We start from the raw sequence: 17,165 nt of genomic DNA, 5'->3' as shown, positions 1-17,165 counted from the left end.
TATGCACGTACGCGATCTCGTCTCCATCTCCTTCAAGAGCCTTATCCGCAACAAGGCGCGTGCGGTTTTAACGATGCTCGGAATCGTGATCGGTATCGGATCCGTGATTTTGATGCTCTCGGTTGGAAAAGCTGCCGAAAATTTTCTCCTCGCCAACGTCGCATCGTTTGGACCGGATGTCGTTATTATCTCTAACGGCTCCGGCGACCAAAGCGGCGGGGGACCAAGCCCGCTTCAAAAGTTGACGCTCACCTACAAGGATTATCGAGAACTCAAGCGTCAGTCCTGGGTCGAGTCGGTACTTGGGACGATCGTGAGTACGGCCGTAGCGTCCGATGGTCCGGAGAATATGAACGTTTCACTCTGGGGATCTACGCCCGGAGAAATTGAAATCTACCCCGCCGATCTCGCCGAAGGCGCTTTCTCCTCGACGATGACATCGATGGCCGCGCCAAGGTCGCCGTGATTGGGAGCAATGTGGCGCGTGAATTATTTGGCGACGAATCGGCGGTTGGGAAGCTCATCAAAATCCGCCGCGTGAACTATCGCGTCGTCGGTGTTATGGAAAAAGCCGGCACGCGCTTCTTTACGAAGCTGGATGATCTTATCTATATCCCGCTGACCTCGGCGATGGACTTGTTCAACAAGGATCGCCTCAATTTTTTGAGTATCAAGCCTCGTGATATGTCGCCGGATGAAGCGAAAGAAGAAGTACGGTATCTGCTTCGCGAAACGCATAAGCTGGATAATCCAAACGCAGAGCTCTCCAAAGACGATTTCCGTGTCGGTACCCAAGAAGACGCGCAGAAAAATGCCGGCACCATCGGCCAAGTATTATCGATCTTGCTTGGTTCGATTGCAGCCATCTCTCTTGTCGTTGGTGGCATCGGTATCATGAACATTATGTATGTGACGGTAACCGAGCGCACTTCAGAAATCGGATTGCGCAAAGCGCTCGGCGCTAAAAGCGTAGATGTGCTCGGTCAATTCATGGCTGAGGCCGTCGCGGTAACATCGGTAGGTGGCATCATCGGGATTATTTTTGGTATTGCGATGTCCTGGCTAACAATCCAAATCCTGAACCAATTCCAGCCCGGATGGACATTCATGCTTTCTATCGACTCCATTGTCCTAGCTTTCAGTGTCTCCGCCGTGATCGGTATTGTCTTTGGTTTTGCACCAGCGCGCCGAGCCTCTAAGCTCTCGCCGATTGAGGCGTTAAGGTACGAGTAGGGGCGCATGGTAATGCGCTCACATGAGCGAAATTTTACGGAGAGTCAAAAAAATGTTAAAATAGGTAACAGAATATGATCTCTGAACGGCCTTCTGAACGCCCTTCACAAAAACCACCCATCCCTGATACGGAATGGGATGCGCGTGCAATCAAAGAACGCGATTCTCGTCCGGAGCGTCTTGCTCGCTTGAATGCCACAGTAGATCGACTGTTTCCCGGTGAGAAGGCGGAAGCCGTTCGTGCCAAGATCAAAGCTTCGTTCAATGTTCCGCAATGGGGCGAGTATCATAACGAAGGTTTGTTCATGGACACGCATTTGGATTTGATTCTGCAGCGCTTGGGCGAAGTGCGTTCCGGCGAGATGTCGGAATCGGTTCCAGCCGAGGTTCGCTCGACCATGCAAGAAACGTCCATTGCAAAGGAGGATGTTTTGGAAAAATATGTTTTTCTCCACGACATTTCTAAGATGGATACCCTGTTGATCAAATCAAAGGGTCCGGATGGAAAAGCGGTGAGCGAGAAGGTGGCGTGGGAAGACTGGCAGGCCCGCATTCCCGCAGAAGCGCAGGGCGATCCGGTTGCTATGCGCGCATGGTTGAAAAACTCGGGTATCGAGGGTATTTCGTATTATCATCCGTCCGACAAGACAAATGTAGGAAAGAAACATGGCGATGCAGGAGCGGAAGAAGCTCGCAGACTCGAGGTTGAGGTGGACCCGTCCGTCCTTGTCGCCATCGAAAACCACGAGGTTGCATATTCGTTCTCGAAACCGAGCGCAAAAACGTATCGCGAATACTTCGGGACTATGTCCGAAGAAGAAAAGGCCATGGCTCTTACGGCAAGTTTCATCGACACGACGGCTTCAATCGGAATAACGGGTGAACCGGATATTTCAAACTTCCTCGCGCTTACCGCTTCAAAGAGAAACGACGAATTGTTGCTCGCCGTGGAGGCGGGTCTCCCTGACGTGGCAGGCTTGGACAAGGGGAAGCTCGAAAAGAAAATGGCAGAATTGCGCAAAGCGGACCGCGCGTTTCCTGAGAAGGATTCTGCGCAACTTTTGGAAAGCATAAAAAAGGAATGCAAAAAAACGGAATATAATCTCGAAGCGTTGTCCGAAGCGCTACAAGATGTCGTGAGCTCGGGGCAGATCGGGATTGAAGATAAAGAACGTATTATTGAATTGATGCGGTCCGGCAATCTAGCTGAAATCGGGAAGCAGTACGGCCCAAAAATGCGCTTCATCACGCCAGCGCTTAAGGCCGCGGAAAAGAAATAACAAACACCAACAACACTGGAATGCGCTTTTGGTTGCGCTAGGGTTTTGTATTTCCGAGGGATTGACAATTTATTAAATCTGCGATCAAGTATCGCCGGAGGCGCAGATGTACAAGCATATCGAGGACATTGCGGAAGCGATCGAGCACATTCGCTTCATGGAGGAGAAGCTCTGGGGCGGTCGTCTGCCCAACTGGCGCGTGCAGGAGCCGCAAGGTCAGAAGCACAAGGCGCACTCGTTCCTTCACGTCGCCGACATCGAGCTGAAGAACAAGGACCAGCTCCTCGGCTGGATCAACTTTGGCTGGATGGTGAACATCGACTGGAACGCGGACGAGCCGCGTGCACAGCACGACTTCACGGTCACCTTCAAGCAGACCGATGGGCGTATGGCACTCATCGATCAGCTGGAGCTCGGCCTCCGCCACTTCATCTTCAAGCGCAAAGTCGACCTGCACACGGAGTTCAGCCCCGAGTTCATGCAGTTCGTGCACAAGTGGCGAACCCTGCTCGATGCCTTCGCTCACGCGGCGGCATGGGCAATCACCAACGCCGAGTATCGCGAGTATCTGTACAACGGCGCCTGCAGCCCGCAGGACGATCAGCGCTTCGCGCGCTTCCTCTCTGACACGCTCTTCGACGACCTCGGCAACGTACCCCGTTCGACCGGGGTCTGACACATCGCTCAACGCCGTCCCGCGCTCTACGGGACGGCGTTCGCATTTCTATTGCCATCCTCGTCCTTTTTACGCGCTACTTTCTCGGTATCGGCTTTGGTTTTGCACCAGCGCGCCGAGCCTCTAAGCTCTCGCCGATTGAGGCGTTGCGATACGAGTAGAGGCGCGATTCATCGCACCCGCGGGGGTTGACAAAAAGGTAAAATTAATCTAGTTTCCAAACAAACAAATACAGAAAGGTAGGTTGAGTTGGACACCATCGGTATCGATGTCGGGGGCGTGATCATGGATCGCGTCAACGACGATACGGACACCTCGTTCTTCACAGAGAACTTCCTCAACACCACCTCGACGCCCGACACCGTCGAGACCGTGAAGCGGCTCATCGATCTCAAGTTCGGCGAGCACGCGTACATCGTCTCCAAGTGCGGGAAGAAGATCCAAGACAAGACGCTGCGCTGGCTCGAGCATCACCGCTTCTACGAGCGGACGGGGCTCAAGCCCGAGCGAGTGCACTTCTGCCGCAAGCGGGAGGAGAAGGCCGGGATCTGCAAGGAGCTCGACATCACGCACTTCATCGATGATCGTCTGGAGGTGCTGGGATATCTCATCCCGCACGTCGAGCACCTCTTTCTCTTCCGAGCAGGTGAGGACGAGGTGAGCAAGTTCCGCCACCATCTCCCACGCGTAAAGCGCGTCGAGAGTTGGAAGGAAGTCGAGAAGCTCATCCTCGGCTGACACGTCGCTCAACGCCGCTGGTATACTCCCAGCGGCGTTTGTTTTCTATGGATTTTTTTCTTCTCCTTCTACTCATCGCAGTCCTCGTATTTTTTGCTCGCTACTTCCTCGGCGTCGGCATCGGCGCGCCTTGGCTCCCGCTCCGCCGCCGCGATATTCCCGACGGATTCTCTTTGGTCGATATCAACTCGAAAGATACCGTCATCGATCTCGGCTCCGGCGACGGCCGCATTCTTGTCGAAGCCGCCAAAAGGGGAGCAACGGTCATCGGTTACGAACTAAATCCATTTCTCGTTTGGTGGTCGCGCCGCAAATTATCGGTCTTTGGAGAACGTGCAAAGTATATCAGCAAAACTTGCTTAATCCGCCGACCTTTCGCAAGCCACCGTCATTTATATATTCGGTATTACCTCGATCATGCCGCTGATCGCGAAAAAGCTAAGAGAAGAATGTCGTCCCGGCACAAAAATCATCTCCTTTGCCTTTGCGATCCCGGGCTGGAAGTCCGTCGAGGAAAAGGGGATTGCGATGCGCTACGAGCGTTGACAAAATCGCGTTTTTCTATTACACCTGAGGCGCTCATTCACAAGGAGTAAGCATGCATCCGGTTCTGAAAAGTCTGGACAAGATTCACGCGGAATGTCTCCGCACCGACGCGCTCGCCAAGGAACTTCGTCTGCAGGTCGCCTCGTCCAAAGGTGATGGCGACGGCGGATTCCGTTGGGGCTACTCGGACGAGATCGTGCCGCGCAGGCGCTCGGATCAGCCGATGCGCATCATCTTCACCCGTGACGTCTTCCTCCTCTGCGACTCGCACATCTTCTTTGACTACGACCTCGGCTTTGAGGGCGAGGACGACACCGGTCCGGGGATGATCATCGTCGCGTATCGCCTCGACCACACGCACATGGAGTTTGGCTTTCCGGTAACAATCTTCCTCGAAGCGGTCTCCAATCGCTGGAGGGGGACGGCCAGAATCCGCCACGGCGAGGACAAGCACACGCCGTACAAGCGTCCGGAAGCGTGGACCAAGCTGCTCGAGGAAGCCAAGCTCGACCAGCTCGGAGAGCTCGCCGAGGGCATGAGCGCCGGGAGGGCGATGGAAGGTATCGCTGCGATGCTCGAAATCGCCTGCAAGCACGCGCCAACGCGTCAGCAGTATGCTGATCTCTACGTAGGGAGCTGACATGGACGAGGAAATCGATATCAACGTACTCACCGTGTTCGAGCGCGACCCGAGCATTCCTCACAAAGGACTCGCTCGCATTGCGGCAACACTCGAGGTGATCGGCATCCCCATGGTCACGCGCAAGTGGCGGTCCAAGGGGGACGAGCATTTTCCGCGCGTGCAGTACATGGGTCGGAGCGCCTACACGCTCTCCATGGGCGTATCGCGGGAACCGTTCCGCGGCCACACCTCATGGATCGCCATCCAAGCAGTCGACGAACATCACGATTCGTCATCCATCATCCGCCTGCACTTTCGGGAAGCCGAGCGGATGTGGCTGCGCTCATGGAGCGTAGGCATGATTCCGGATCAGCAGATCGATCATCTAATCCGGGAATGGTTTCCGCGCAATGAGCCGGAGATCAGACTCGAGAATGATGACCTCATCAATCTCACGCTCCAGCACTTTGTGATTCTCCTGAATGGAGAGTAATTCTACGCCGATCCGTTCACTCGGGTCGGCGTTTTGCATTCCGACGACGATTGACAAGCCGGCAATATTTTGATATGTTCCGGCCGCATTCATGCGAGTGCAGGCACCTTGTAAAGGAGGTTTTTGTGGGTAGGAACAATGTTCGTTCCCTGGTCCCGGCAAGGCTCAGGCATGTCGAGAAGCTCGCGCACGAGACATTCGATATGCCCCTCGCCAAGCACGGCCTCATCGGTCAGCACCAATTCATCGACAACACCAACTATTTCATCATTCCCAAGGCTGGCGGCCTCGAGCTGCTGTGGTTCTATGACTTGGTCGACCAGACGCCTCGTGCCGTACTGGAAGCCGGCATCGACGGTAAGTCGTTCAGCCGTCTGACCTGGGTCTCGGGCAAGAGTTGGAACTACTCGATGATGGGATTGGAGGACGAGCGGCGTATCTGTGAGCGTGGGGTGCAGTTTCTGCACGCCATCAACATGCTCCTTGCAACCGACTACGCCGTCGGTATCGAGTACCCGGTCAAGGAAGACCGTCTTGCTGACATCGTCGAGTTCCACGCGCAAGCGTTCCTGATCGCGAAAGGCCCCCGATGAAGTCGCTTTCCAAGAAAGAACTGCGCGAGTATCGAGACCCCCTGCTCGATCAGGCCGAGGACGCGAACCAAGATATCGCGTCCCTCTGCCGCTTCGCGGACGTCTACGGGGTCGAGTACGAACGCATCTGCCAGTCGGGAAGCGGTTCAGATCACGCGATCTGCGCGGTCACATACCGCGCCAAGACCAGTACTTCCAAGGGTGAGCTCAAACTCAGTTGGGGTTTCGTCTTCGAGTACAAGAAGCATGGGATCTCGCTCGGGTCTTCGCTCTTGCTCGAGCGCCACAGGGACATGGTCGCTCTCATGCACGATCTCGAGAACAACAAGTGGTGGCTGCGTGCCTCGGTCACCGAGAGCGGCAAGCTCATCAAGCTGCTCGAGACGCATGGCATCGAGGGCGGAGAAGGCAGCATCCTCCTCAAAAAGGATCGCTACATCCTCGTCAAACGAGACCTCATCGAATACTTCCACAAGCGCCAAGAGCGCCACACGGAAGACTGACAAGGCCCGCCGATCTGTTCTGGATCGGCGGGCTTTTCTGATTCCTTGAGCCTTGACATAAGGCCAAAATTCCGCTATCCTGCGCGAACCTCTTTTGAGGAGAAAGTGAGTTCACAGATGGCGAGAAAGCCCGTGCCGCAGGGAGTCAATCTGAATGAGGTCGAGGTCGCCGACGGCGTGATCGTGGAGATCGGGCGCGGCAGCGTTCCTCCAGCCGAACCGTCAACCACCGACGAGGTGCGCGCGATGTGCGAGAGGATGGACGAGGACGAGCCCTACTTCGAACATCGGTACTCCAACCCGCCGCCGCCCTCCCCCAAGACCAACTTCGGCGAGGTCGTGAGGCGTGCATTCAGCGCCTCCGACAACGGCAGCCGTTCCGGAGGCTTCTGATGCGTTCCCCGGAGAAGCGCTGCCAGGCGGACGAGATCTGCGTCGATCGGGGCTGCGACAAGCAACCGGGCCAGCCCTGCCAGAACTGCATCGACGAAGATGCCAGCATCCCAATGGTGCTCCGTCCGAGTGTCCCCGAGGACTTCAAGGATCCAACGCCGCATCCGCCCTACGCGCAGTGCGTGGGGCTGGACATGGACTCTGGTCTTCCCGAGAACGCCGGCCGCTACCCGGCGCCCGTGCCGTTCGACAGCACGACGGACACGGCGAAGTACCTCGCGGACCTGCGCGCTTCCAACGGTCTCCGCCGCAAGTGCTGACTGACACGGCCCCCGTACCAAGCTTGGTACGGGGGCCTCTTCATATCTTGACGCAAAGCTTATAATTTGATATCGCTGAATAGTCCAAAAAGGAGGACGGCATGCTATTTGGACTGCCAGATATGTCGTCGAATCTCGACGACCCGCGTTTACTTGCTGTGCGCCGCTTCATGGATATGTACTGCGCTGTCCATGATCACTACGATCACTGCGACGAGCTCGTACATGAGCACGACATGAATAGCGAACATCGCGTCGTCGTCGGCCTTGAGGCTGGTTGCGGTTACGTCCTTCGTCTTGAGATGCGTATGCGCTCATCAAATACGGAGACGGGCTTTACACTCATCCAGACAGGTCTCGGTTTCCGTTCGCCGCTTGTCCGGGTTCTGCGCCGCTCAAATACGGCTGACTGGCGAGCTCAGCAGTTTCACCTGAGCTCGTCGACCAATGAAATGCACCGCCTCTGCAAGAGCATGGATCTTGCGATCGAGGGCCACCGCTACGCCATGAGTGACTACACGGCGAACATCTGCTTTGGCAAAGCCTGCCAAATGATGCTGTACGGCTTCATGAGCCGCTAACTAACGAGACCCCGACGGCTTGATGCCTCGGGGTCTTCTCGTTTTATCGATTCCATCGTAAGGTCATTTTTGGAGGTAGTCATGCGACGAGAGCTCCGCGAGGGCGACCGTGTCCTCACCGTCTCCGCCTTCCTGATCACCAAGGAAGTTCCCCGGCCCCGCGCCCTTCTCCTCAAGCATGCCAAGCTCGGTTGTTGGCTACAGCCCGGCGGTCACGTTGAGAGCGACCAGGACCCGATCATGGCATTGATCGAGGAGTGCGAAGTCGAGGTCGGCATCGACGTCGAGCCGTATCTGCGTCCACTCTCAACCTTCGGTAACGTCGATGTGCTGCGGCTGCCCGCACATCTGACCTCGATCAAGATTCCTGCCGGCAAGCCCAACCCGGGCGACCCCGAGCACTACATGATCGACATGGGCTACCTGATCTACATCCCGGAGCCGCTTCCCGTGAAGGAGGGGATCGAGGCCGTCTGGATCGACAAGACCGAGCTCCGCAAGTACGACATGCCGGAAGATGTGCGGTTCTTTCTGAAGCATCATCTCTAACAATTCTGGACGCCCTTGACGATAAGTCGAGGGCGTCTTAAATTAGCACTTAGACAGTTTGACTGCTAAATTACATGGACCCACGTCTCCAACAACTTTTACGCCTCGTTCTGCAGGAATATGTGGCCTCGGCTGAGCCGGTCGGCTCGCAGTACCTTGTCGACCGTTACACGCTGGAAGTCAGTCCTGCGACCGTCCGCAACTGGTTCGCAGAACTCGACAAGCTCGGCTTCCTGGAACAGCCTCACACATCCGGCGGACGTATCCCAACAGAAGCGGCGTTCAAGCAGTTGGTCGACGAGATGTCGGTTAAACCCGCTCCTAAGCGCGCCAGAGAACGTCTGGAAGCCGCGCTACGAGAAGGTGAGGAGCACAAGATCAAGGCGATTGCCCGCGAGCTCGCCTCGCTCACCGGTCTCGCCTCGATCGTCGCCGCGGATGGAACCGATACCTATTTCACCGGACTGTCTCAGCTTCTCGCTCAACCGGAATTCCGCAATTGGGAAAACGCGATTCATCTGACAGCGCTGCTTGAGCACTTGGATGACACGCTCGCCGGATTAAAACGCATCTCATTCGACGAACCCATCGTTCTCCTCGGCGAGGACTGTCCCTTTGGCCCCGCCTGCGGAGCCATCGTCGCGAAAGGACCCGGTAACACAATGATCGGCGTTCTCGGACCTGTCCGTATGGACTATCAGCAAGCCATGTCGCATCTTATCTCCGCTCTGGAAGTACTCAACACATAAAATTATGGAAGAACAAATCAATGAAGAGCTGAAACCTGAAAACTGGCAACTGAAAGCTGATGAGTATCTCGCCGGCTGGAAGCGCGCTCAAGCCGACTACCAAAATTTAAAGAAAGAATCGGAACGCGAGAAAGCCGAGTTTGCCAAATTTGCCAACGAGCGTCTGCTCTCCGATCTTTTACCCGCGATCGACCAATTTGCTCTCGCGCTCGCATTCATACCAGACACGGCAACCATGTCGCCGGATGACAAAAAGAAATGGGACAACTGGCTGGTCGGAATCAAGGCGGTGAAATCGCTTTGGGATCAAGCAGCACAGAACGCCGGCCTCTCCCGCATCTCTGTCGATGGAGCCTTTGACCCGCAGCTCCACGACGCCGCCGGCACGGAAGCCGTTGAAGGCAAAGAGCCTGGTTCCATTGTCCGCGTTGTACAGGATGGCTGGTCGCTTCATGGAAAAGTTCTCCGCCCCGCCCGAGTCATCATCACCTCATAACAATAAATTTTATGCCTAAAATTCTTGGAATCGATCTTGGAACCACCAACTCCTGCTTTGCCGTCGTAGAAGGTGGTCAGCCAAAAGTGTTGGAAAACGCAGAAGGTGCACGCACAACGCCTTCCGTTGTTGCTGTTACCAAATCCGGCGAACGTCTCGCTGGCCAAATCGCCAAACGCCAAGGCGTTGTAAACCCAGAGAACACCTTGTTCTCGGTAAAGCGTCTCATTGGTCGCCGCGCTTCTGACGCGGAAGTTCAGCGCGATATTAAGTGGCTCCCGTACAAAGTCGTCCCAAATGGCGATGCTATTCGAGTAATCATGGGCGGCAAGGAATACTCGCCGGAAGAAATCTCCGCGATGATTCTCCAAAAGATCAAAACCGATGCTGAAGCAAAGATCGGCGAGAAGATTACCGAAGCCGTCATCACGGTTCCGGCCTATTTTGACGACGCCCAGCGCCAAGCCACCAAGACGGCCGGTGAAATCGCAGGACTCAATGTCCGCCGCGTGATCAACGAGCCAACCGCGGCCGCTTTGGCCTACGGTTTCGACAACAAGAAGGATGAAAAGATCGTCGTCTACGACTTGGGCGGCGGAACCTTTGACGTCTCCGTCCTTGAAGTCGCTTACGACGCCACAACCTCGCAGAACACCATTGAGGTTCGCGCCACCAACGGCGACACGCACCTCGGCGGTGACGACTTTGACCAGCGCATCATCAGCTGGATTGTCGATGAATTTAAAAAGGCAGAAGGCGTCGACTTGTCCAAGGATAATCTCGCCCTCCAGCGCATCAAGGATGCAGCAGAAAAAGCCAAGATCGAGTTGTCTTCCGCGATGGAAACGGAAATCAACCAGCCATTCATCACGAGCGATGCGAGCGGTCCCAAGCATCTTCTTTTGAAGCTCACGCGCGCCAAGCTTGAACAGCTTGTTGGCGATCTCATCGAGAAATCTCTCGAGCCGTGTAAGAAGGCTTTGGCAGACGCCAAGCTCTCGACCAGCGATATTCAGGAAGTGATTCTCGTCGGTGGCATGACGCGCATGCCGCTCGTCATCGCGACTGTTGAAAAGTTCTTCGGCAAGAAGCCAAATGCTTCCGTAAATCCGGATGAAGTGGTCGCCATCGGCGCCGCGATTCAGGCTGGTAACTTACAGGGCGATATCAAGGGCGAGCTTTTGCTCCTCGATGTCACGCCATTGTCTTTCGGTATCGAGACGCTCGGCGGTGTCATGACCAAGGTCATCGACCGCAACACCACGATCCCGACAAGCAAGTCGCAAACCTTCTCCACCGCCGCCGACAGCCAGCCTTCCGTGGAAGTGCATGTGCTTCAAGGCGAGCGTGAAATGGCTGCCGATAACAAGTCGCTTGGCCGCTTCACCCTCTCCGGAATTCCTCCAGCCCCGCGCGGCGTCCCTCAGATCGAGGTCTCCTTCGACATCGACGCCAACGGCATCCTGAACGTGAAGGCTAAAGACAAAGCTTCCGGCAAAGAGCAGACCATCACCATCACCGCCTCAACCAATCTTTCCAAGGAAGAGATCGAGCGCATGAAAAAGGACGCCGAGGCCAACGCCGAGGTCGATAAAAAGCGCCGCGAGTCTATCGAGATAAGAACATGGCTGATACCATGCTCTACACCACGGAAAAGATGCTCAAAGAAAACGCCGAGAAAGTGAAGGCGGAAGACAAGACAGCTGTCGAAGCCAAGATGGAAGCGCTCAAGGCCGTCAAAGACGGAGAAGACATCGAAGCCATCAAGAAAGCCGCTGACGAACTCGCCACCGAGGCACAAAAAGTCGGCGCCGCGCTTTATCAGACGCGTCCAGAGACAGAAGCGACAGCCGCACCGTCGGAAGAGCCAAAGCCAGAAGAGCCAAAACCGAATATACCTAATAAATACCAATCCGATCATTATGAACGCGTGTCCTACCTTTCGCCCAAAAACACCTAGGAGGCTTGTCCAATCAGGTGAATTCTTTGAAGAATATGGGTTTTGTCTCGGGTGTTTGTGGTTGTGTTTGTTCAACCTGATTCTTCGGGGGTTCGCCTTTCTGTGGTGGGATGCTCTCCCAAAGTTTCTTGTTTCGCTCAACTTTGGCTCTCCCAACCCCGCCTGAAGGTGAATGCCATGCCAGGAGGACATGAAGGGCCATTACGCAAATATCGTAGCCGTTACGAGCCAAGAGCGTGACGTTGTTATCGACTTCCTCGCGCATACGCGTGTTGGAGATCAACAGCAGGCACAGTTGGTTTCCCGCATCTTCCTGAATCACTTCACGGCAAAGGAATTAGCTGAGGTAATTCAAAAGACGCTTACGGAATACGAGAAGCTACGCTACGAGGTACCAAAGAAATAAAATATGACACCAAAGAATCTTACTAGACCTGAAAAAGAAGCACTTTACATTCTTAAGATGAATGAACTCCAGCGACGCTGGAAGAACCCGATTGATGATGATTGGAGCATGCTAAAAGAGATGAGTGATGAGGAGTTGGATAAAGGACTTGATGATGTAGTGGGTCAATTAGGTTTCGAAAAGGGTGTGTGGTGGCTACCGTTTATCGTGGGTTTAATTGTCATCGTGGTTCTAGTTATATTGTTTTAGATGATCGGGAAAGATTATTACGCCATTCTCGGCGTCTCAAAGAGCGCATCCGACGACGAAATCAAGAAATCATTTCGTCGTCTTGCGCATGAACATCACCCCGACAAAGGCGGTGATGCTTCTAAATTCAAAGACATCAACGAGGCGTACCAAATTTTGGGCGATAAACAGAAGCGCGCGACCTACGACCAATACGGCTCGGCTGCATTCGAGAACGGCGGCGCAGGCCAAGGCGGTTTCGGTGGAGGCTTTGGCGGTTTCCCTGGCGGCGGATTCGATTTCAATTTCCAAGGCCAAGACTTTGGCGATTTAAACGACGTCCTCGGAGAAATGTTCGGCTTTGGCGGAGGCCGCGGCGGTCGTCGCGAGAAGCGCGGACAAAATATTGAAGTCGATGTCGAGCTTTCCTTTCGCGATTCCGTCTTTGGCGTCGACAAAACGCTCAAGCTCTATCGTCAGCTTGCTTGTGAGCGCTGTAAAGGTGAAGGAGCAGAGCCCGGAACCAAAGTAAACGAGTGCAAAACCTGTGGAGGAAAAGGACAAGTCAGCCAAGCAACGCGCACGATGTTTGGAACGATGCAGACGCTCGCGGAATGTAAGGATTGTCGCGGCCGCGGCAAGAAGCCGGAAAAAGAATGTACGGTCTGTGCCGGTCACGGCGTCCATCGACGAGAGCAAAATCTTTCCATCCGCATTCCTGCCGGCGTCGACAACGGAGCGATGCTCCAAGTCTCTGGAGAAGGGGAGGCGCCTGCCGGCGGCGGCCGTTCGGGAGATCTCTTTGTCCGCATCCATGTAGAAAAGCATCCGACATTTGAGCGCGACGGCAACGACATTGTGTCCGAGATGGCGATTCCGTTCTCAATTCTGGCCCTCGGCGGCACCATCCACGTCCCAACCATCGACGGCGATGAATCTGTCCGCATCGCAGAAGGTACGCAAGACGGTACGCTCGTCACCATCCGCGGCAAAGGCATTCCCTATAGCCGATCCGGCACCCGCGGCAATCACGTCGTCCGCCTCATCGCCGACATTCCCCGCAAGCTATCCAAAGAACAAAAAGAGCTGCTCGAGCAGCTACGTAACACGGGCCTCTAGGCCCGTGTTATTTTTTGAGCTATGCTTTCAAAAACCTATTTATGTCTATTGAAAAACAGGCAAAACAGCCAGCTGTGGGCACAACGGTCGAGCAGGAAAAACAGGCGTTCAGTCTTGAGTCAGATCCGGCATTCATCGGCTTCCAGAAAGTCGAAGTCACAAAGGTAGATGACACCAAGCCCTGGAAGCCACCGGTTGAGGTCGCAGTCACCCTGCAAGATGGTTCAAAAAAAGAAGGCCTGGATGCGGCCACTCCGTTTTTCACGCTTCGATCTGCAGACGGAAAAATAAATACAACCGTTTCTGCAGCCGCAGCCGGTCATATCGATAGCCTGCACATCAAAGGTATGGAACCCGGTAGCCATTTTGATTACCAAAGCATAGATGCTCTGATGGAAGATGTTTCACATAAGCTTAAACCGGAAATGCTAGAAGGTCCCGGTCCATCAGCCTTTTCCGTGGATATGAAGCGTGGCATGGGTAAGGAAGGTATTTCTTCCTTTGATGAACTCAAGCAGCAAGGTTTTATTGGAGACGAGGATATCAAGGCCGCGCTCTCGGCGCGTTCGGAGGTCGCACAACTCAATATGTCCGGATCGGTAGACGAGAAGAAAGTATTTGTGGAATCGTTCAAAGCGTCATACCCAGACAGTAAAATCCAATTTCAAGTATTACGCGATGTTGTTGTGCTTCCGATCGTAAATGCGCCCAAACAGCCAACGACCAAGCTCTTCATGGTGTTTGGTCCTGACGAAAAACGTCCGGGACAAAAAACAGCATGGACAATGGCACCCGGCCGATCCATGCCTAAGCACCCAAATCCTGCCCAACATATGGAAAAGCAATCGGATGGTTCGATGAAACTTAATGAGAAAACATTTAAAGAATCATCCGATGCATGGTTTGAAACGGTCATGCTTACAGGTAAATAAAACACGGGCCTCTAGGCCCGTGTTATTATTCTTTATTGTTCTGACGATACCTCTGCTTCAAGAAGTCGTTTTTGTTCATCCAAATCCTCGGTAAGCGGGAGGTCTAATTCGGTAGAAATCTTCTTTATAAGATTTTTGAAATCTTTTAGTCGGTCAAATTCTTTTTTGAATTCAGCGGCTTGCGCGGAAAGCTCTTCAACTTGCTTTGTTAAGGCGGTCTGTTGGGCGATGTGTTGTTCGTTTATGCCGGCAAATTTTCCATTTGCTATACGTTCTTTGTGCTCGGCTAACCTTTCCTGTGCCATCACAAGGTCAGCCTTAGAACTCTCTACCCACCCGCTCAAACGAGCAAGACAGTCCTCATCTGTTTCTTTGCTGCCAAAGCTGTAGGCAATAGTGTCATGATCATTCTGTAGCTCTGAAATTTTTTGCCGGTTCATCATGCGTGAAAGAAATCCTCCCTTAAGCTCTTTCAGCTCCTTAAAGAGAGTATTCACGTTTTTGAGTTCCCCTTTTCTCATCTCAATAGTACGCACGGCGCTCTCGACCGCTTGTTCTAAGGACTGGGTAATTTGCTCTGGACTCAGCTGTTTGTCTTTAATACCTACTGAGAAAATATAATCAAGACCCACTGAGGAAGGGTAATCCTTGGCATGGTTCCTGCTTGTCTCAAGCTCAGATTGTGCTTCCTTTGCTTTATTCTTTAGATCATTATATTTCGATTCAGCAGTTGCAAAACGTTCTGTTGTTACGTTGTTATTTTGGGCAAGGTATTCTTTCGAGGCTTTCAACAGCTCCTCCCTTTGGGACGCGGCTTCTCGTTGGACTTCCGCAAGTTCTTTTTTGATGTCGTCTACATCTTCATACTGGCCATACTCTTCACTAAGTTCGTGCTCATCCTTGTCCGAATATGCGCCAGGCGGACTTTTTAAATAAGAGATGCCTCTATTGAGAAAATCAATACGTTCTTGGGTTAATCGATACTTGCGCAAGGCGCTATCCGCGGTGACCGGTTTAGTCGGTGCCTTGGCGACAGCTTGTTCGGGGGAGCTTGTTCCAACTAGTTCTTTCTTCGTCATAATATTTACACAATTATTCCACGTCTGAGGAAAATACAAAAGCACGTGTTATTATGCTCTTTATGCCTCCCGAGGCCGGGTTTGTTGTCGGCGGGATGTCTTTTACCTGGGACATCATTGTTTTTTGCATGCTCGCTCTCGCCGGACTCGGCTATGGCTTTGCCGTCGGCCGCGATCGAGCTGTTACGGTTCTCCTTTCGACCTATCTCGCTCTTGCCGTCGTCACCAACGCACCGATTCTCTCGCGCTTGTCGCAAGCGTTGAATGCCGGTAAAAGTTCCGCCTTTCAACTTGTCTGGTTTCTCGGATTATTTTTCCTGATTTTTGGATTGCTCTGGCGCAGCCATCTCCTCAAGAATCTCGCGCAAGAGCGGGGAGTCTGGTGGGAGACGGCATTGTTCAGTATTACCCAAGTCGGCCTGCTCGTTTCCATCGCGCTTTTTCTCTTGCCTCCAGAAGCGACTCAAAATCTCTCGCCATTTTTCCAGCAGGCATTTCTCGGCGAGATCGGCCGCTCCTTTTGGTTGATTGCCCCAATCCCGCTCCTTTACGTGATCGGCAGAGAAGTCTTTGAGGATGACGAGGATGAATAGCGGTTTGTCGAGTCACTTCCCAAGTGCTTAGATAGCGCCATGATGGAGGAACGCGGCGTCTTGATCGTGACCGATCCTGTCGGCCAAGTGGTCCATGCATCCCGATCCGTAGAGAACTGGTCGGGATTTTCCGTAGCCGAGGCAGTCGGCGCCAAACCAGGGGCGCTCTGGGGCGGAAACATGGACCGTTCGTTCTATGAATCGATGTGGAAGACCATCGCCGTTGAGAAAAAATCCTTCTCCTCGCGTCTTGGCAATCGGTCCAAAAGCGGAAAAGAGCTTCCATCATTACTCACGGTGTTTCCGGTAATGGAAAGCGGGGCGGCAAAATATTTTTTTGCGATGCAGCCCGCTCCGGAAGCATGGGGCGCCTTTGAAGCCGCCTTTGCTCGCGAGTGGCCGCGTCTCTCCCGCGATCCGCGAGCGCTCGCCGCATGGATCGACCACTGGATCGGTACAAAAGAAGAGGCATCTCCCCATGAATCAGTGGCGGCATTCATCGAGCGCGCCTTCTTGCATCCTACGCGCGAGCGTTTCCTCGATCGAGAAACCGATCAGGCGGCTATTGCCGCCGCTAAGCTCGATGTCAGGCGGTACGCGGAAATTTTCTCACGCTATCATCCTGCGATCTTGGGCTATTTGCGTCGCCGTATAGATGACGTGTTGGAAGCCGAGGATCTCGCGCAAGACGTTTTTATCAAGGCGATGAATGGCCTCTCCCGATTCCAGCCTCGCAACGCCTCCTACAAAACCTATCTCCTCCGCATCGCGCATCATGAGCTCTTGAATCGCTATCGATCCAAGGCGGCCGAGCGCCGATTCACCGAGCAATTCCGCCCCGCATCCAGGATCGACCGCATGGAAGACCGCGACGCTTTGGAGCGCGCCGTCGCAGGCCTCGGGGCAGGGGAGCAGGAGATTCTGCGAGCGTTTTATGTTGAGGACCGGCCTGTCGCCGAGATCGCGGAACGCGTCGGTAAATCGGAGAATGCCGTGAAACTCGTCCTCTCAAGAAGCCGCAAGCGCTTGCGTGACACCTTTTGACGGTCTGCGGTGTTTGTACTGGTACGGAGCCT

At 54.0% G+C, this 17,165-nt stretch carries 23 protein-coding genes and 1 pseudogene; 23 read left to right on the top strand and 1 reads right to left on the bottom strand.

What is annotated here, in order from left to right; all coding sequences use genetic code 11:
• Position 1: 1 nt before the first annotated feature.
• The 21 genes and pseudogenes from IPH19_02085 (at position 2) to IPH19_01985 (ending at position 14,417) form a co-directional block, all read left to right on the top strand.
• Positions 2 to 466, top strand: a complete 465-nt coding sequence (locus IPH19_02085) for an ABC transporter permease (protein QQR61229.1) — start codon at positions 2 to 4, stop codon at positions 464 to 466.
• A gap of 11 nt (positions 467 to 477) precedes the next feature.
• Positions 478 to 1,233, top strand: a complete 756-nt coding sequence (locus IPH19_02080) for an FtsX-like permease family protein (GenBank protein QQR61228.1) — start codon at positions 478 to 480, stop codon at positions 1,231 to 1,233.
• Between the two features lie 74 nt (positions 1,234 to 1,307).
• Positions 1,308 to 2,513, top strand: a complete 1,206-nt coding sequence (locus tag IPH19_02075) for a hypothetical protein (protein QQR61227.1) — start codon at positions 1,308 to 1,310, stop codon at positions 2,511 to 2,513.
• 106 nt (positions 2,514 to 2,619) lie between these two features.
• Positions 2,620 to 3,189: a hypothetical protein gene (locus tag IPH19_02070; protein ID QQR61226.1), complete on the top strand. Its 570-nt coding sequence runs from the start codon at positions 2,620 to 2,622 to the stop codon at positions 3,187 to 3,189.
• Between the two features lie 249 nt (positions 3,190 to 3,438).
• Positions 3,439 to 3,927: a hypothetical protein gene (locus tag IPH19_02065; protein QQR61225.1), complete on the top strand. Its 489-nt coding sequence runs from the start codon at positions 3,439 to 3,441 to the stop codon at positions 3,925 to 3,927.
• Positions 3,928 to 3,974: 47 nt separating this feature from the next.
• On the top strand, positions 3,975 to 4,523 hold the full coding sequence (locus tag IPH19_02060) for a class I SAM-dependent methyltransferase (GenBank protein QQR61224.1): 549 nt from the start codon (positions 3,975 to 3,977) through the stop codon (positions 4,521 to 4,523).
• A gap of 2 nt (positions 4,524 to 4,525) precedes the next feature.
• On the top strand, positions 4,526 to 5,113 hold the full coding sequence (locus tag IPH19_02055; protein ID QQR61223.1) for a hypothetical protein: 588 nt from the start codon (positions 4,526 to 4,528) through the stop codon (positions 5,111 to 5,113).
• Position 5,114: 1 nt separating this feature from the next.
• Positions 5,115 to 5,588: a hypothetical protein gene (locus IPH19_02050; GenBank protein ID QQR61222.1), complete on the top strand. Its 474-nt coding sequence runs from the start codon at positions 5,115 to 5,117 to the stop codon at positions 5,586 to 5,588.
• Between the two features lie 203 nt (positions 5,589 to 5,791).
• Positions 5,792 to 6,181, top strand: coding sequence for a hypothetical protein (locus IPH19_02045; protein QQR61221.1), 390 nt, complete (start codon positions 5,792 to 5,794; stop codon positions 6,179 to 6,181).
• A complete protein-coding gene (locus IPH19_02040) occupies positions 6,178 to 6,684 on the top strand; it encodes a hypothetical protein (protein QQR61220.1) in 507 nt (168 codons plus the stop codon). The genes IPH19_02045 and IPH19_02040 overlap by 4 nt, the downstream gene beginning before the upstream one ends.
• A gap of 117 nt (positions 6,685 to 6,801) precedes the next feature.
• Positions 6,802 to 7,077, top strand: coding sequence for a hypothetical protein (locus IPH19_02035; GenBank protein ID QQR61219.1), 276 nt, complete (start codon positions 6,802 to 6,804; stop codon positions 7,075 to 7,077).
• Positions 7,077 to 7,397 carry a hypothetical protein gene (locus IPH19_02030; protein ID QQR61218.1) on the top strand — a complete coding sequence of 107 codons (321 nt, stop codon included), beginning with the start codon at positions 7,077 to 7,079 and terminating at the stop codon, positions 7,395 to 7,397. Before IPH19_02035 ends, IPH19_02030 begins: the two co-directional genes overlap by 1 nt.
• Before the next feature lie 122 nt (positions 7,398 to 7,519).
• A complete protein-coding gene (locus tag IPH19_02025) occupies positions 7,520 to 7,978 on the top strand; it encodes a hypothetical protein (GenBank protein ID QQR61217.1) in 459 nt (152 codons plus the stop codon).
• 81 nt (positions 7,979 to 8,059) lie between these two features.
• Complete coding sequence (locus IPH19_02020) at positions 8,060 to 8,527, top strand: NUDIX domain-containing protein (protein QQR61216.1); 468 nt, start codon at positions 8,060 to 8,062, stop codon at positions 8,525 to 8,527.
• Between the two features lie 74 nt (positions 8,528 to 8,601).
• The gene (locus tag IPH19_02015; GenBank protein ID QQR61215.1) at positions 8,602 to 9,276 is read left to right on the top strand and encodes a hypothetical protein; all 675 of its coding nucleotides are present in this window, start codon (positions 8,602 to 8,604) and stop codon (positions 9,274 to 9,276) included.
• Positions 9,277 to 9,280: 4 nt separating this feature from the next.
• A complete protein-coding gene (locus tag IPH19_02010; GenBank protein ID QQR61214.1) occupies positions 9,281 to 9,772 on the top strand; it encodes a nucleotide exchange factor GrpE in 492 nt (163 codons plus the stop codon).
• An 11-nt stretch (positions 9,773 to 9,783) separates the two neighbouring features.
• Positions 9,784 to 11,732 (top strand): annotated as a pseudogene (gene dnaK / locus IPH19_02005) (molecular chaperone DnaK).
• Positions 11,733 to 11,922: 190 nt separating this feature from the next.
• Positions 11,923 to 12,138: a DUF3467 domain-containing protein gene (locus IPH19_02000; protein QQR61213.1), complete on the top strand. Its 216-nt coding sequence runs from the start codon at positions 11,923 to 11,925 to the stop codon at positions 12,136 to 12,138.
• Between the two features lie 3 nt (positions 12,139 to 12,141).
• Positions 12,142 to 12,387, top strand: a complete 246-nt coding sequence (locus tag IPH19_01995; GenBank protein ID QQR61212.1) for a hypothetical protein — start codon at positions 12,142 to 12,144, stop codon at positions 12,385 to 12,387.
• Positions 12,388 to 13,485, top strand: a complete 1,098-nt coding sequence (gene dnaJ, locus IPH19_01990; GenBank protein ID QQR61211.1) for a molecular chaperone DnaJ — start codon at positions 12,388 to 12,390, stop codon at positions 13,483 to 13,485.
• Positions 13,486 to 13,526: 41 nt separating this feature from the next.
• Complete coding sequence (locus IPH19_01985; protein ID QQR61210.1) at positions 13,527 to 14,417, top strand: hypothetical protein; 891 nt, start codon at positions 13,527 to 13,529, stop codon at positions 14,415 to 14,417.
• Positions 14,418 to 14,449: 32 nt separating this feature from the next.
• Here IPH19_01985 and IPH19_01980 read toward each other — a convergent pair whose 3' ends face one another.
• A complete protein-coding gene (locus tag IPH19_01980; protein ID QQR61209.1) occupies positions 14,450 to 15,496 on the bottom strand; it encodes a hypothetical protein in 1,047 nt (348 codons plus the stop codon).
• A 62-nt stretch (positions 15,497 to 15,558) separates the two neighbouring features.
• Between IPH19_01980 and IPH19_01975 the strand changes: the two genes are divergently transcribed.
• Both IPH19_01975 and IPH19_01970 read left to right on the top strand, forming a co-directional pair.
• Positions 15,559 to 16,089, top strand: coding sequence for a hypothetical protein (locus tag IPH19_01975; GenBank protein QQR61208.1), 531 nt, complete (start codon positions 15,559 to 15,561; stop codon positions 16,087 to 16,089).
• A 39-nt stretch (positions 16,090 to 16,128) separates the two neighbouring features.
• The gene (locus tag IPH19_01970) at positions 16,129 to 17,133 is read left to right on the top strand and encodes a sigma-70 family RNA polymerase sigma factor (GenBank protein QQR61207.1); all 1,005 of its coding nucleotides are present in this window, start codon (positions 16,129 to 16,131) and stop codon (positions 17,131 to 17,133) included.
• Positions 17,134 to 17,165: the final 32 nt, after the last annotated feature.

The organism is Candidatus Uhrbacteria bacterium (assembly GCA_016699205.1).
Classification (GTDB): Bacteria; Patescibacteriota; Patescibacteriia; order 2-12-FULL-60-25; family 2-12-FULL-60-25; genus CAIXDN01.
This window is presented reverse-complemented; position numbering and strand designations above follow the sequence as displayed.

Bases quoted from the DNA above. Each gene is read 5' to 3' on its own strand.
- IPH19_02085 (QQR61229.1), top strand. From the start codon at position 2: ATGCACGTACGCGATCTCGTCTCCATCTCCTTCAAGAGCCTTATCCGC.
- IPH19_02075 (QQR61227.1), top strand. From the start codon at position 1,308: ATGATCTCTGAACGGCCTTCTGAACGCCCTTCACAAAAACCACCCATC.
- IPH19_02070 (QQR61226.1), top strand. From the start codon at position 2,620: ATGTACAAGCATATCGAGGACATTGCGGAAGCGATCGAGCACATTCGC.
- IPH19_02060 (QQR61224.1), top strand. From the start codon at position 3,975: ATGGATTTTTTTCTTCTCCTTCTACTCATCGCAGTCCTCGTATTTTTT.
- IPH19_02055 (QQR61223.1), top strand. From the start codon at position 4,526: ATGCATCCGGTTCTGAAAAGTCTGGACAAGATTCACGCGGAATGTCTC.
- IPH19_02050 (QQR61222.1), top strand. From the start codon at position 5,115: ATGGACGAGGAAATCGATATCAACGTACTCACCGTGTTCGAGCGCGAC.
- IPH19_02045 (QQR61221.1), top strand. From the start codon at position 5,792: ATGCCCCTCGCCAAGCACGGCCTCATCGGTCAGCACCAATTCATCGAC.
- IPH19_02040 (QQR61220.1), top strand. From the start codon at position 6,178: ATGAAGTCGCTTTCCAAGAAAGAACTGCGCGAGTATCGAGACCCCCTG.
- IPH19_02035 (QQR61219.1), top strand. From the start codon at position 6,802: ATGGCGAGAAAGCCCGTGCCGCAGGGAGTCAATCTGAATGAGGTCGAG.
- IPH19_02030 (QQR61218.1), top strand. From the start codon at position 7,077: ATGCGTTCCCCGGAGAAGCGCTGCCAGGCGGACGAGATCTGCGTCGAT.
- IPH19_02025 (QQR61217.1), top strand. From the start codon at position 7,520: ATGTCGTCGAATCTCGACGACCCGCGTTTACTTGCTGTGCGCCGCTTC.
- IPH19_02020 (QQR61216.1), top strand. From the start codon at position 8,060: ATGCGACGAGAGCTCCGCGAGGGCGACCGTGTCCTCACCGTCTCCGCC.
- IPH19_02015 (QQR61215.1), top strand. From the start codon at position 8,602: ATGGACCCACGTCTCCAACAACTTTTACGCCTCGTTCTGCAGGAATAT.
- IPH19_02010 (QQR61214.1), top strand. From the start codon at position 9,281: ATGGAAGAACAAATCAATGAAGAGCTGAAACCTGAAAACTGGCAACTG.
- IPH19_02000 (QQR61213.1), top strand. From the start codon at position 11,923: ATGAAGGGCCATTACGCAAATATCGTAGCCGTTACGAGCCAAGAGCGT.
- IPH19_01995 (QQR61212.1), top strand. From the start codon at position 12,142: ATGACACCAAAGAATCTTACTAGACCTGAAAAAGAAGCACTTTACATT.
- dnaJ (QQR61211.1), top strand. From the start codon at position 12,388: ATGATCGGGAAAGATTATTACGCCATTCTCGGCGTCTCAAAGAGCGCA.
- IPH19_01985 (QQR61210.1), top strand. From the start codon at position 13,527: ATGTCTATTGAAAAACAGGCAAAACAGCCAGCTGTGGGCACAACGGTC.
- IPH19_01980 (QQR61209.1), bottom strand. From the start codon at position 15,496: ATGACGAAGAAAGAACTAGTTGGAACAAGCTCCCCCGAACAAGCTGTC.
- IPH19_01975 (QQR61208.1), top strand. From the start codon at position 15,559: ATGCCTCCCGAGGCCGGGTTTGTTGTCGGCGGGATGTCTTTTACCTGG.
- IPH19_01970 (QQR61207.1), top strand. From the start codon at position 16,129: ATGATGGAGGAACGCGGCGTCTTGATCGTGACCGATCCTGTCGGCCAA.